At 60.0% G+C, this 12,501-nt stretch carries 14 protein-coding genes and 2 pseudogenes; 7 read left to right on the top strand and 9 right to left on the bottom strand.

What is annotated here, in order from left to right; translation table 11 throughout:
* Nucleotides 1-73: 73 nt before the first annotated feature.
* The gene (locus tag XI03_RS36270) at nucleotides 74-787 is read right to left on the bottom strand and encodes a GIY-YIG nuclease family protein (RefSeq protein ID WP_271594788.1); all 714 of its coding nucleotides are present in this window, start codon (nucleotides 785-787) and stop codon (nucleotides 74-76) included.
* Nucleotides 788-1,417: 630 nt separating this feature from the next.
* Between XI03_RS36270 and XI03_RS36275 the strand changes: the two genes are divergently transcribed.
* The 3 genes from XI03_RS36275 (at nucleotide 1,418) to XI03_RS36285 (ending at nucleotide 3,223) form a co-directional block, all read left to right on the top strand.
* Nucleotides 1,418-1,939, top strand: coding sequence for an Hsp20/alpha crystallin family protein (locus tag XI03_RS36275; protein ID WP_271594789.1), 522 nt, complete (start codon nucleotides 1,418-1,420; stop codon nucleotides 1,937-1,939).
* 89 nt (nucleotides 1,940-2,028) lie between these two features.
* Nucleotides 2,029-2,751: a CBS domain-containing protein gene (locus XI03_RS36280; RefSeq protein ID WP_271594790.1), complete on the top strand. Its 723-nt coding sequence runs from the start codon at nucleotides 2,029-2,031 to the stop codon at nucleotides 2,749-2,751.
* 136 nt (nucleotides 2,752-2,887) lie between these two features.
* A complete protein-coding gene (locus tag XI03_RS36285) occupies nucleotides 2,888-3,223 on the top strand; it encodes a hypothetical protein (protein ID WP_271594791.1) in 336 nt (111 codons plus the stop codon).
* Between the two features lie 202 nt (nucleotides 3,224-3,425).
* On the opposite strand, the gene XI03_RS36290 is transcribed toward XI03_RS36285, so the two are convergent.
* From XI03_RS36290 to XI03_RS36300, 3 genes are all read right to left on the bottom strand, one after another.
* Nucleotides 3,426-3,887, bottom strand: coding sequence for a CBS domain-containing protein (locus XI03_RS36290; RefSeq protein ID WP_271594792.1), 462 nt, complete (start codon nucleotides 3,885-3,887; stop codon nucleotides 3,426-3,428).
* Nucleotides 3,888-3,924: 37 nt separating this feature from the next.
* Nucleotides 3,925-4,746, bottom strand: coding sequence for a universal stress protein (locus XI03_RS36295; protein ID WP_271594793.1), 822 nt, complete (start codon nucleotides 4,744-4,746; stop codon nucleotides 3,925-3,927).
* Nucleotides 4,747-4,868: 122 nt separating this feature from the next.
* The gene (locus XI03_RS36300) at nucleotides 4,869-5,312 is read right to left on the bottom strand and encodes a host attachment protein (protein ID WP_271594794.1); all 444 of its coding nucleotides are present in this window, start codon (nucleotides 5,310-5,312) and stop codon (nucleotides 4,869-4,871) included.
* Nucleotides 5,313-5,440: 128 nt separating this feature from the next.
* On the opposite strand from XI03_RS36300, the gene XI03_RS36305 reads away from it, so the two are divergent.
* The 3 genes and pseudogenes from XI03_RS36305 (at nucleotide 5,441) to XI03_RS36310 (ending at nucleotide 6,377) form a co-directional block, all read left to right on the top strand.
* Nucleotides 5,441-5,992, top strand: a complete 552-nt coding sequence (locus XI03_RS36305; RefSeq protein WP_333936787.1) for a CBS domain-containing protein — start codon at nucleotides 5,441-5,443, stop codon at nucleotides 5,990-5,992.
* 12 nt (nucleotides 5,993-6,004) lie between these two features.
* A pseudogene (locus XI03_RS40365) lies at nucleotides 6,005-6,127 on the top strand (CBS domain-containing protein); the annotation flags it as partial.
* Between the two features lie 37 nt (nucleotides 6,128-6,164).
* A complete protein-coding gene (locus XI03_RS36310) occupies nucleotides 6,165-6,377 on the top strand; it encodes a hypothetical protein (RefSeq protein ID WP_271594795.1) in 213 nt (70 codons plus the stop codon).
* Between the two features lie 65 nt (nucleotides 6,378-6,442).
* Here the strand turns inward: XI03_RS36310 and XI03_RS36315 are convergent, their stop codons facing one another.
* From XI03_RS36315 to XI03_RS36330, 4 genes and pseudogenes are all read right to left on the bottom strand, one after another.
* On the bottom strand, nucleotides 6,443-6,688 hold the full coding sequence (locus XI03_RS36315) for a hypothetical protein (RefSeq protein WP_271594796.1): 246 nt from the start codon (nucleotides 6,686-6,688) through the stop codon (nucleotides 6,443-6,445).
* A gap of 346 nt (nucleotides 6,689-7,034) precedes the next feature.
* On the bottom strand, nucleotides 7,035-7,388 hold the full coding sequence (locus tag XI03_RS36320) for a PDZ domain-containing protein (protein ID WP_333936802.1): 354 nt from the start codon (nucleotides 7,386-7,388) through the stop codon (nucleotides 7,035-7,037).
* A pseudogene (locus XI03_RS36325) lies at nucleotides 7,386-7,640 on the bottom strand (PDZ domain-containing protein); the annotation flags it as partial. The gene XI03_RS36320 and the pseudogene XI03_RS36325, both read right to left, overlap by 3 nt.
* Nucleotides 7,641-7,684: 44 nt before the next feature.
* Entirely contained in the window at nucleotides 7,685-8,269 is a 585-nt protein-coding gene (locus XI03_RS36330) for a trypsin-like peptidase domain-containing protein (RefSeq protein ID WP_271594797.1), read from the bottom strand.
* Between the two features lie 407 nt (nucleotides 8,270-8,676).
* Here XI03_RS36330 and ppsA point away from each other — a divergent pair, with 407 nt between their 5' ends.
* Entirely contained in the window at nucleotides 8,677-11,106 is a 2,430-nt protein-coding gene (gene ppsA / locus XI03_RS36335; RefSeq protein WP_271594798.1) for a phosphoenolpyruvate synthase, read from the top strand.
* Between the two features lie 3 nt (nucleotides 11,107-11,109).
* Here ppsA and XI03_RS36340 read toward each other — a convergent pair whose 3' ends face one another.
* On the bottom strand, nucleotides 11,110-12,450 hold the full coding sequence (locus XI03_RS36340) for an agarase (protein ID WP_271594799.1): 1,341 nt from the start codon (nucleotides 12,448-12,450) through the stop codon (nucleotides 11,110-11,112).
* Nucleotides 12,451-12,501: the final 51 nt, after the last annotated feature.

Below are 12,501 nucleotides of genomic sequence, written 5' to 3' on the forward strand. Positions count from 1 at the left end.
CCAGCGCTTCGCGCAAGCCTATCCCGAACTCCATCACTTGGGGCGCCACGTTCGACGTACGGGACGACGGGCTTCAGTTGCGGTTAAGGCCGTACTCACCGCGCGTCAGCAGGATTCGCTTCCAGAAGGCCTCTCGCTCAAGGACGGTCTCATCAGGAGTCGGGCTCGCGCGATATTCAAGTAAGGCAAACCGGAAATTGTTTCGGCAATATTCGAGCGTAGGGTCGCGAACCAGAGCGGTGAGTTCGACGTTGCCGCCGTGACCCGTGGAAGCGTAGCTGCACCAGCGGGCCCATACCCCTTCCGATCCATAAGCCGAGCCCACATACCGCTTTCCGGTACCGATATCGGAGATCAGATAGATGCCTTTGACGCTACTTAGAGCTGCTTTCCAATCGGGGCGGCCTGTCCGGACAAGCGTCTCAAGCTCCTCGAACGAAAGGTCGATATTCTCAAAGCCCGGAAAGCTGCGGCCAGTATAGGGCTCCCGAAGAAGCTCCAGGACCTCGAAGCTGGAGTAATGGTTTTCGAAATTCACTCGCGTCGCGCGCTCCCGGTACGAAGAACGTAGTTTAAGGCGACCGATGAAGCCGCCCCCTTCCTCGCTCAGCGTCACCACATACCGATCTGACAATCGTTCCAACACGCAGAACACACCACCGAAGAGCCAAGCGTCCGGTTCGTGATAAAACTGGATGAGTGAAAAGATCTTCTGACGATTGAACTCGTCGCGCGATGGGCGGTACTCCTGCCAACCCTGCCATTCTCCCCTGTCGCGGGCCCACACCTCTAATGGCTGGCTGTGTCCGTTCCAGCGCGCAAAATGGAGCTTGTAGTCCGATGGACCGGATATCGACCAAATGTCCGAAAGCCGAAGGGAGGAAGGCGGCGGCTCAGAGGCGCTCGTTTTCGCCCTCTAGCACACTTGTGGCCTGGTCAGCCATTTGCCCGTCGTGTTCCCGGGGTCCAGGCCACGGCCGGCGGGCCCGTCGATGTAGACGAAGATTTAACCACGATGGACCGAGCGATAGCGTCGGACGACTCGTTCGTGGGTTTCGCTCGGTCCGATGGCGGTGTTTTGACAAGATCAGGCGGCAAAACGTGACGCACTTATGTGTGTTTTGACACTATTATGAGGTGCATCACAGAAATAGTGTGCGTAGAAGGGGACATATCTCTCCGTTTCACCAAAGAACGTCTGTCCTTCTGTCACATTCGGCGGGGAAAGCGTGCCAACTCAACCGCCAGAAAGTTCGGACGAGTTCGTCTTGAATTCCTTCTTGCCCGCAATCATTCAGCGACGACCGAAAATTGCTTGCCGTTCAATTCAGCCTTTGAGCGAAATCAACCTGTTTTCCGTGCTCCTGGCTACTCTTCTGAGCGACCGGGTTGGTCAAGCCTCTGAGGAGAAATGATCATGGCAACCGAAACGAAACTCCCCGTCACGAAAACCACAACTTCGCCCGCGTCCGCCGGTGAGCCTTGGCGGCCATTCCAGGCGTTGAAGAGTGAGATCGACCAGATCTTCGACGATTTCGGCAATGGTTTCTGGAATCGGCCGTTCCGCTCGCTCGCGCGGCTGGAACGCGATTTCTCAAAGTCGATCGCGGCACCGGCCGTTGATGTCGCCGAAAGCGACAAAGCCTACGAGATCACCGCCGAGCTTCCCGGCCTCGACGAGAAGAACATCGACGTCAAGCTCGTCAACGGCGGCCTCACCATCCGGGGTGAGAAGAAGGAAGAGACCGAAGAGAAGAAGAAGGACTACTACGTTTCCGAGCGCCGCTATGGCTCCTTCGAGCGCTACTTCACGCTGCCGGACGGTGTCAATGTCGACAAGATCGAGGCAACGTTCAAGAACGGCGTGCTCAAGGTCGTCTTGCCGAAGACAGAAGAAGCCCAGAAGCCGGCTAAGACCATTAATGTGAAGGCCGCCTGATGGCCTCACTCGCACGAGGCGTGCCGTGCTCGCCGCCTCGTGCCGACGCAAGCGCCTTACCGCACCCTCAATCTGCCGAGAACAGTCAAATGCACGCGATTCATGTCATGACGAGAGATGTCGTCGCCGTAACGCCGCACACGACAATCGAGGAAGCCGCGAAGATCATGCTGCAAATGCACATTAGCGGCCTGCCCGTCATCGACGATGCCGGTAATCTCGTGGGCATGGTCTCGCAAAGCGACTTTCTTCGCCGCAGCGAACTCGGCACCGGGCGTCGTCATGCAGCCTGGTTGACATTCTTCATGGGACCCGGGCGGGCGGCCGCAGAGTTCATCCACGAGCGCGGCCGAAAAGTCGAGGACGTCATGACCCGGAAAGTGATCACGATCCAGGAGGAGACGTCCTTGGCGGATATCGTCGCTTCGATGGAAAAGCACGACATCAAGCGAGTTCCTGTGATGCGCGGCAAGGGTGTGGTCGGCATCGTGACGAGAAGCAATCTCCTGCAGGCCATGGCGAGCCTTGCGCACGAAATTCCGGATCCGACCGCCGACGACGAACACATCCGCGAACGGATCACCCGCGCCATCGAGGTGACCGACTGGCGTCCCATTGGTTTCAGGGTGACTTCCCGCCAAGGCGTCGTTCATTTGCACGGTCTCATCACCACCGATGAGGCTCGGCGAGCGACCATCGTGGCGGCCGAAAACACAAATGGTGTTAAGGAAGTCCACGACCATCTTTGCTTCGTCGATACGTATTCCGGATACGCCGTGGAATCCCCTGAAGACCTGAAGGCTGTGGGCTGAACGCTCCTTCGCATTAGCAGATTGCGCGATACGTCTTCTCAAACCACACCGACCAACAGAGCCACGTGGCGAAAGAGGAAATATAGTTCCCACGCAGTGCATCCTGTGGTAACGTTTGGTTTCGGGGGGATGCGCCATGCATAGCTTCGTCGCTCGAGCGAATGTAGATCATTATCTCCACCTGCTAGACGGCGAGCTCTCGCCCCAGAGCAGAAATACCATCATGAAATTGCTCGTGGAGGAGGAAGACAAGCTCAGCCACGACCTCGAGCAACTCGGCTTCGCCGAGCAGCGGGTGGTCGATGGCCGCCGCCGCGTTGAGCACATCAGAAACCTGTCTAACGGTTTCGCGCCGGGCAGCTCAGAGGAAGAGCAAGCGGTAAGATTGCTTGTAAACCTCGAAAACCGTCAAACTCTTCTTGAGGATTTTTGCCATCGTTTGAGGGCAGCCATCCATTCACGGGGCCTATAACGACCATGGTGCCGTGGGACAATCCCGCATCACACCGCTCTCCTATTGCGCGGCCATAATAAGCCTTCGGATTGCTTCGGCAGGCGACAAGTGGCGGATAGGTAGCGATCTAACGCCAGAGCACGAGCTAAAGCGGCTCGTCGTCCAGTGTAGACGGTTCCGTTGCAGCGAAACGAAATCGCCCCCGCCGTAATCATTGCCGCTACGCTTGCGTCGATCGTCTCAGCCGCTGCTCAAGTGCAACTAGGAGCTGCGTACGGCCGAGGATTCCGGCAAGCTTTCTGTCACGGAGAACCAGCACTTGCGAAATCTGGTAGATGTCCATCTGCTTGACGACCTCCTCGATTGTAGCGTCTTCGCCAACGCAGACCGGATGAGGGCTCATGACGGCGTCAACGCGAAGGCCACTGGTTCGCTCGCGGGCGAGTTGGCCCTCGTCCTTCCCGAGCATCCATTCGAGCCAAAATCCCTCAGGATACTCCACCCCCAGCTCGCGTCTATGGAGAAAATCACCTTCGGAAATGATCCCGACCAACGCCCCTCCATCATCCACCACCGGCAGACCGCGCTGATTGGTTTCGAGCAGGAGATGGAGAACATCGAGCAGCGGAGCGCTTGGTCCGATTGTTGCAAACCAGGTCCGCATGATATCTGCCGCTTTCATCGCTTCTGCTCCATCGCATGCGGTCCGGCCTGGCCCTCTAGTGGGACATAAGGAGGCAGATCTCCGCCTCCTGCAGAAGACTTTGCGTCATGCCGCCAAAAATCCACTCGCCCAGTCGGCTGTGTCCGTAACCTCCGGTGACGATGAGGTCGGCACGAACGTCCTCGGCAAGGTGAATAAGATAGCCGGCGTCGGCCTCTGCGGTATGCACACGGATCCCATGTTCGCAGTTTACGCCATGTTTCGCGAGATAGTTGGCGACATCCCGCACCCGACGGTGCGCCGCGTCCTGCTCGTCGGAGGTGCAGATTTCCGTGATGGTAACTTTCGACGCGCGGGTCAGGAATGGCATCGCGTCGCGTACCGCCACGCGCGCTTCGCGGGTGTCCTTCCAGCCGACCACGATTCGATGGCCGGACAATCCCGTTGTGCGCTCAGGCACCAACAGCGTCGGTCGCCCCATTCGGAGCATGGCTCCAGCCGGATCAAAGAAGTGACTGGGGCTGGCCCTGAGTGGACTGCGTTTGATGACAACGAGATCCGCCGCCCTGGCCTGCTCGACGAGGAAGTCGGTGGGATCGTTGATCGCCCAGCGCCATTCCACTTTCTCCCCAGCCGAGCGTAACACTGTCCTGAACCAGCTCTCTTTGTCTGCTAGAGTGGTCCGTATGCGCTTGAGGTCCTCTTCCGTCGTCTGTTCGATGATGACGCCTTCGGCCACAAACGGAGGCTGCACGGCCACGGCGGACACGCCCAGAATGGAAGCCTCGAACCTGGACGCGATACTATCCGCAACCGCGACCTGCCCCGCCTCTTGCTGCTCGGTGTCGACGTAAACCATAACGCTGGAGATTGACATGACATTTCCTCGATAGAATGCGCACATGCTCATTTATCGCGCATCGGCCAACCAGCCAGATTGAGCAAAATCAAACCGCGCTCAAGGAGAGCCGTCCGCGTCAACAAGGCTGCGCCTCGTCCTCAGCCTTGGAGATGCTTCTCGATCTCGTTGACCGGGTGCTTGGTAAGGTCTTTGTCCAATTCGCCGATGATCCGGCGCTTGACGTCCTCATGGAATGCGGACCGAAGCTCGGCCAGGGTCCGCGGCGGCGCGACGACGAGGAGCTGCGTCGACTGCTCACTGCGGATGAGACGTTCAGCGGCCGCCGCGACCTGCCTCACGAAGCGGCTCTCCTCGAGCTCGTGCCAATCGGTGGTCTCGACGGCACTTTTGTGCGACGAATGGGAAGCCTTGCTGACCCGACCTGGGCGATCGCTCCCCTGTGAATGGGTCGGCGGATTTTCATGTTCAAACAGCGCTTCCGTCTTCAAATTCGGAGACTTCTGGTCGCCCTCATTGCGCAGGAATAGCGCTTTCCGTCCATCACCCACGAATACGATTGCGCGATGCGGTATCCTGATCATTTCGCCCTCCTACGTGCATGCGCAAATTGCTACCGTCGCGTCGGCTGAGCCGCTTGATCCGGATCAAGCTGGGAAGCGCAAAATCCAGCAAAGATCGCAAAAATTGATGAGCCGACAAGGAACCTGTCATGCAAGCACGCGATATCATGGTGTCCCCGGTCGTGACAGTTGGCCCGCACGCATCCGTCCAGCAGGTGGCGAAAATCCTGCTGGAACGTCGGATCAGCGCGGTACCGGTGGTCGATCCCGACAGCAAGGTTCTTGGAATTGTGAGTGAAGGCGACCTGATGCACCGGGCGGCAAGCGGCACCGAGCGCACCTACTCCTGGTGGCTGGGCTGGTTGACCGGTGACGCCGAACTGGCAACTGATTACGTCAGGTCGCATTCGGCCAAAGTGCAAGACATCATGACACGAGATGTCGCGACTGCATTGCCCGAGACGTCCTTGAACGACATTGCCAAGCTTCTGGAGGAGCGGCAGATCAAACGCGTCCCGATCGTCAACGGAGAAGGTCAGCTCGTCGGAATCGTCAGCCGATCCAACCTCCTTCAGGCAATCGCGAGCGCCAAGCCGAAGCTCGAGGTCTCGCTTCCGGATGCGGCCATCCGGAGAAGGTTCTTCGACGAGCTCAAGAACCAGCCTTGGGCTCATACGCTCAATGTGAATGCCACGGTCTAGAACGGGGTTGTCGATCTATGGGGTTTCGCGCCGTCGCTGGCCGAACGGACGGCAATTCGCGTAGCCGCCGAGGCAATTCCGGGCGTCCAGGCCGTTAATGACCACCTGCTTGAAACTCCGGTCTTTGTCTATTGATCGCAGCCGGATTCGACGCGGAGAAACGAGGTGCGCCATGGCCCATTTCACCGTCCGCTTCCTCAAAGACGTACTCGGCGATCAGGGGCACCCCTGCGAGGCCTGCCAGCGCGTCATTGACGTTGATGCGCGCGATGCAGTTGAAGCCGTCGCGCTGGCGACGCAACAGTTCTGCCAATTCCGCGAAATTCGGGATTGGTCGCTGCATGCTGATCGCATTGATGTGCAGCCGGCTGACTTCCCGTCTTGACGGAAGTTGCCTGAACGAGCGCGGAGACAGGCGGCGCCCCTCATCGGACCACGCTCTTACCAGCCCTATTGCTCCCCGAGTGGCTCGATCTGCGGTCCTGGTGCGGCAACGTGCTTTCTGAATAGAACCGCCGTGTCGACGAAGCTCGCGGTGCATCTGTGAGAGCGGGCGAAATTGCGCACGCGGCCTAACGCTGCGTCATTGAGCCCGAACAGCCGCTCATAATCTTGACGGCTGATCTGAACGAGCGTTCCACCCTTGAGCTCATCCAGATTGTGCTCAAGCTCAGGCAAAGTGAAGTTGCGACGCATGCTCTCGCCTCCTGACTGGATCAGTCCAGGGTCATAAGGGTTATGATCAGGTGAAACAGCTCCCACCCGAACGTGACCAGCAGAGCCCCGATGATGAGTATTTTTCCGTACCACGAGACCGTGGGACTGATGCGTATCCACCTTCGAGCAGGAGCCTTTGCAGCCCGCCTCTGGTGCAGTGGCGGTAGCGGTCCTACCGCGCCCGGATTGCTGATTCCATGGTCTTTTGGGTTCGCTTCCATAGTCACATTATCGGCGAAGCAATCCGCAGTGCCTTGATTCTGGTCAAGATGGCGTATCCGTCGCATCGAGATAGCCGTCCTTCACTTCGGAATTTCTCAGGCGTTTAGGTGATCGGAACAGCGACGAAGTTCGTTGCCCCCGACCGTTTGATCCGGACCAGTATCGTCCGCCGGGACTGTGCACGGGCCTCGTTGACCATTCTGTCGATGTCGGCGCTGGCGACCACGGGCTGTCCTCCGACGGCTAAGATGATGTCGCCAACCTGAAGGCCACCACCGGGAGCGCCGCTGCGCGGCCTGATCTCAAGGATCACAACCCCGGTCTCCCCGGCACCCGGGACAAGGCGTGCCGGCGCGGTTGTCAGCCCGAGCTCCGTCCTTTCCCTCGGCTCCGGCTGCTTTTCCTTGCCGACTTCCGGCGCGCGCGGGAGTTCGCCGACCATCACACCGATTGACATCTCCTTCGCATTCCTCAGGAGACGAAGATTGATGACCGTGCCCGGTGTGATCGCGGCGACCGTTCTGGCGAAATCACGAGGGTTCTTCAGCTCGTGATCGTTTACGAAAGTGATGACGTCACCCGGCTCCACGCCCTGCTTGGCTGCCGGGCCTTCATCGAGCTGCGCAACGAGCGCACCCCGGGTACTCTTCAGGTTCATGGCGTCGGCGATGCCAGGTGTGATCTCCTGAAGGTAAACGCCGACCCAGCCGCGCGAGACGTAGCCCTTATCTCGAAGCTGGCGGACGACAAATCTTACCGTCTCCGCAGGACATCGAACGCCACTCCCACGGAGCCGCCCGAGGGCGAGTAGATGACCGTGTTGACACCGATAACTTCACCCCTCACGTTGAATGATGGCCCGCCGGAGTTGCCCTTGTTGACTGGAGCATCGATCTGGATGAAATCGTTATAGGATTCCCCGCCAATATCGCGCCCGCGAGCCGAAACGATCCCGGCGGTGACCGAGCCGCCAAGCCCGAATGGATCACCGATCGCGAGCACCCACTCGCCTATTCGTGGCTCCGCCGCAGCAAACCGGACGTAAGGGAGATAACCGGGTGCGGAAATCCTAATTAGCGCAAGGTCAGTCTGCGGGTCGGTGCCGATGAGCTTCGCGGAATGAATCCTTCCGTCATCCATCGTCACCTCGATGTCGATGCCCTTCGCCACGACGTGCTCGTTCGTGACAATATAGCCATCGCCGGAGATCAGGAATCCAGAGCCAACCGTGACATCGGACCCTGGAGCCGGATCCGGGGGGATCTGCACCCCGAACTGCCGGAAGAACCGATCCAACAACGACCCGGGTGGAAACGGCTGCGTCCGCTCGGCGTCCACACTTCCCGTATCGGTTTCACACGGATGCCTACGACAGCCGGTCTGACCCGCTCAATGACCTCTGCAAATCCGCCGGGAGCGTTGACGCCGGCGGCATCGACCTCGGCAGCGAGGGCGCGCCCCATTCCATTCAATGCAAGCGATGCCCCCAGCATTGCGGCGCACAAGCCGAATGTGATCGGCTTCCCGGCGCGGGTCACCGCCACCACCCGCCCTCCACTATTGTCGGGAATCACACTCCACCTCGCTTTCACGTCAGAATGACGTGGAAGGTTGACGGGCTTCCGCATCAGCATCTTGATTTGCCTCAACCGAGTTGAAGCAAGCCAACTCGGCAAAGGGGCGACAACAGCACGAACTTTGACTTGCCTCAAAGGCAGAAAGCCGCGGCGTGGTCTGCTGTCGACATGTCCGGGTACATTAGACCTTTCCTTGAAATTGGACTGGAAGACGTCGGTCTGGTCGGCGGCAAGACCGCTTCGCTCGGCGAGCTGTACACGGCACTCGCGTCGCAAGGGATCGCCGTCCCCAACGGCTTCGCCATCACGGCCGAGGCCTACCGCGACGCGCTGTCACGTCATGGTGTTGCGGACGAGTTGCACCGGCTCCTCGACGGGATCGACAAGACCAAGATAAGGCAGCTCGCCAGCAGGGCGGCGAAGGCTCGCGAGATCATATACGAGGCCATGGACACGCCCCTCCTCCGCAAGCAGGTCGTGGACGCGTATCGGCAGCTCGAACGGGAGGCCGGAAACGGGGTAGCTGTCGCCGTGCGAAGCTCCGCGACGGCCGAGGATCTGCCCACAGCGAGCTTTGCTGGCCAGCACGAGAGCTTTCTCAACGTGCGCGGGCCCACGGATCTGTTCGAAGCCTGCCGACGTTGCTTCGCGTCGATCTTCACCGATCGGGCTATCTCCTATCGCGTCGACAACGGCTTTGATCATTTCAAGGTAGCGCTCTCCGTCGCTGTTATGAAAATGGTACGCTCCGATCTGGCCGCCAGCGGCGTCGTCTTCACGCTCGACACCGAATCCGGCTTTCACGACGTGGTCTTTGTCACAGGCTGCTACGGTCTCGGCGAGACCATCGTGCAGGGGCAAGTCGATCCGGATGAATTTTACGTCCACAAACCGACGCTGAGTAAAGGATATCGCCATGTGCTACGGCGTCGGCTCGGCGCCAAGCAGATCCGGATGATTTACGGCAGGCGCGGTGGCGAGCACGCGACGCTCACCCGCAATGTCCCCGAACCTGAACGCCGTAACTTCTGCATCTCCGATGAGGAGGTGCTGAGCCTTGCTGACATCGCTGTTCGCATCGAAGCTCATTACTCCAAGCATGCCGGCGCAGCGATGCCAATGGACATCGAATGGGCCAAGGACGGCGCTGACGGGAAGCTTTACATCATCCAGGCCCGGCCCGAGACGGTCGCCTCGCGGCGCTCCGCGGACGTCTACGAGACATACAATCTGAAGGGAAGCGGTCCGCTCGTCGTCGCCGGCCGCGCGGTGGGCGAGAAGATTGCCTCAGGACGTACCCGGCGCATCGTGACCGCACGCGATCTTGCCGCCTTTAAGCCCGGTGAGATCCTGGTGGCGCCGGCCACCAGCCCGGACTGGGAGCCGGTGATGAAGATCGCGGCCGGCATCATCACCGATAAGGGCGGCCGCACCTGCCATGCCGCCATCATCGCACGCGAGCTGGGCATTCCTGCGGTGGTGGGCGCCACGCTCGCGACGGAGAAGATCAAGACCGGCATCGAAGTGACGATCTGCTGCGCCGAAGGCGACATCGGCAAGATCTACCAGGGAAAGGTCGGCTTTGAGGTGACCAGGACGCCGGTCAGCGAGCTGCGACAGCCGCGGACTGCCATCATGGTGAATGTCGGCACCCCAGAAATGGCCTTTCGGACCGCAATGCAGCCGCAGGCTGGAGTCGGACTCGCCCGGATGGAATTCATCATCAGCGAGCATATCGGCGTTCACCCGATGGCGCTGCTGAAGCCGGACAAGATCAAGTCGGCCAAAGCGAGGGCCGAGATCGCGCGCCTCGTGAAGGGCTTCGCCAGTCCGGCCGACTTCTTCGTGCAACGACTTTCGGAAGGCGTCGGCACCATCGCTGCGGCATTCTATCCGAAGCCCGTGATCGTGCGCCTTTCCGATTTCAAGACAAACGAATATGCCAGCCTGATTGGAGGCGAAGGTTTTGAGCCTCGGGAAGAGAACCCAATGCTGGGCTTCCGGGGCGCCTCTCGCTACAGCCATCCCGCCTACGCTGAGGGGTTTGCCCTCGAATGTGCCGCGCTTAGACGGGTGCGCAAGCAGATGGGTCTCTCCAATCTGCGTGTCATGGTGCCGTTCTGCCGGACCGTCGCGGAAGGTCGACGCGTGATCGCGACGATGGCTGCCAATGGACTGAAGCGTGGCGAAGACGGCCTCGAAATTTACGTGATGTGCGAGATCCCGAACAACGTCATTCAGATCGACGCGTTCGCTGAGCTGTTCGACGGCTTCTCGATCGGCTCCAATGATCTCACCCAGCTCACGCTCGGGGTCGACCGGGACTCCGACATCGTGGCGTTCGACTTCGACGAGCGCGATCCGGGGATGCTGGAAATGTTCCGGCAAGCGGTGGTCGGCGCCAAGCGCAACGGTCGCCATATCGGCATTTGCGGCGAAGCGCCCGCGAACTATCCGGAGATCGCGCGCTACTTGACCGGACTGGGCATCGATTCCATCAGCGTCAATCCCGCGAGCGTGTTTCGAACAATGACTATAGTATCTGAGGCCGAGGCCGATCTGCCGAAATCCGACACGCGACGCCTGACCGCCCTGTAGTGATCAGATCACAACCGGGATAGCCGCGGCGTGGATCTGCTCTGCCGCTGCGTTGACCCTCGTCATGATCTTCGTCAGCTCGTCGTAGACCCGATCATCGATGGTTACGATGCCGAAATTCGAATCTTCCCCATCAAACCGCCCCTGCGCCGGCTCATCGGCGTGCTCAAACCAGTGATAGCCGACCACATTCGGCTTGCTGAGCGCGGTCGCAACGTAGCCCTCGAAAGCTCGGGCGCGCTCCGTCTGGGTTGCCACCCGGGGTCCCCCTCCCTTCGTATTCGGCAAGCCTGCGTCGTCGCCTCGAAACGAGAACTCGGTGATCAGGCATGGCTTCCCGCCTGCAGCATAAGCGTCAATGACGGGACCTGGGTCGAAGTCGTAGCAATTGAAGGAGATCACATCGAGATGGCGGCCGGCAGCCGCAATGACGCCTGCCGGCGGCTGATAGCCGAACCGGGATCCGAGCACGAGATGATTGGGATCGGCCGCCTTGATTGCCGCAACACACAGTTCGAAGTATTTGTCGGCCACGATAGCCACGAAGGCATCGCAATCTGCCGAGAAGGCTTCGCGGGCGGGATCCGCCAATTTGGCCTTGGTCTCGAGCGCGTCGTTCAAGACGCCAGGGCGAAGCCGGACGAAGGGTGCCACGACATGTTCAATCCTGCCGAGCTCTTGCCAGGATCGCGCCTGGGTGCGCCATACCGCATTGAATTGGGCAAAATCCCCGTAACGCGCCTGCAATCCTGTGATGGCGGCGACCCTGCCGGGACGACGAGACGGCAGGTTCAGGAACAGCGTCAGAAGCTCGTCGGAACCGCGCCAATCGGGTGACCAGTAGAGCTCGTTGTCGATAAAGGTGCCGAGCAAGCCGGGATCATTGCGCCGATGCCGGCAACGTTGATCGGCGCTTGCGCGAATATGCGCCGAGAATTCGGGATCGAAGACATCAGGGAAGACCTGATCGCGGCGGTGCAAGCGGAAGGATGCGCCCAGCTCCGCGATCGGCGTGGTCGCCAATAATCGCGATCCCGAGCTGGCGACGAGTTCGTCTGACCAGCAGCCGACCGTGTTGAAGGCCCAACTCGCCAGCCGGTCAGAAACGGCAGTACGCCAGATCTGCAGGCTGCCATATTTGGCGCGGCAGGCCTCGGCATAGGGGAAGCGGTCGGTCCCCCCAATGCGTTCCTGATCGAAGCGGATCGTATTGACCCCCTTCGACAGAAAGCGGCCGCCGTCCGGGTCGACGAGCCAGAATACGCCATTGCGCTCGGCGATGCGAAAGTAGCCGCTCCCGCTGAGGTCGCCGTCAACGACCCCGCCCCATTTCGTCCTTTGCACGGCAGACCCCAGCAACGGTCTTTAGGATGTCAATCCTTTGCACGGCCGCGC

The organism is Bradyrhizobium sp. CCBAU 65884 (assembly GCF_028128835.1).
Lineage (GTDB): Bacteria > Pseudomonadota > Alphaproteobacteria > Rhizobiales > Xanthobacteraceae > Bradyrhizobium > Bradyrhizobium ottawaense.

Bases quoted from the DNA above. Each gene is read 5' to 3' on its own strand.
- XI03_RS36310 (WP_271594795.1), top strand. From the start codon at position 6,165: ATGGCCCATTTCACCGTCCGCTTCCTCAAAGACGTACTCGGCGATCAG.
- ppsA (WP_271594798.1), top strand. From the start codon at position 8,677: ATGTCCGGGTACATTAGACCTTTCCTTGAAATTGGACTGGAAGACGTC.
- XI03_RS36300 (WP_271594794.1), bottom strand. From the start codon at position 5,312: ATGATCAGGATACCGCATCGCGCAATCGTATTCGTGGGTGATGGACGG.
- XI03_RS36290 (WP_271594792.1), bottom strand. From the start codon at position 3,887: ATGAAAGCGGCAGATATCATGCGGACCTGGTTTGCAACAATCGGACCA.
- XI03_RS36275 (WP_271594789.1), top strand. From the start codon at position 1,418: ATGGCAACCGAAACGAAACTCCCCGTCACGAAAACCACAACTTCGCCC.
- XI03_RS36285 (WP_271594791.1), top strand. From the start codon at position 2,888: ATGCATAGCTTCGTCGCTCGAGCGAATGTAGATCATTATCTCCACCTG.
- XI03_RS36320 (WP_333936802.1), bottom strand. From the start codon at position 7,388: ATGTCAATCGGTGTGATGGTCGGCGAACTCCCGCGCGCGCCGGAAGTC.
- XI03_RS36280 (WP_271594790.1), top strand. From the start codon at position 2,029: ATGCACGCGATTCATGTCATGACGAGAGATGTCGTCGCCGTAACGCCG.
- XI03_RS36315 (WP_271594796.1), bottom strand. From the start codon at position 6,688: ATGCGTCGCAACTTCACTTTGCCTGAGCTTGAGCACAATCTGGATGAG.
- XI03_RS36305 (WP_333936787.1), top strand. From the start codon at position 5,441: ATGCAAGCACGCGATATCATGGTGTCCCCGGTCGTGACAGTTGGCCCG.
- XI03_RS36295 (WP_271594793.1), bottom strand. From the start codon at position 4,746: ATGTCAATCTCCAGCGTTATGGTTTACGTCGACACCGAGCAGCAAGAG.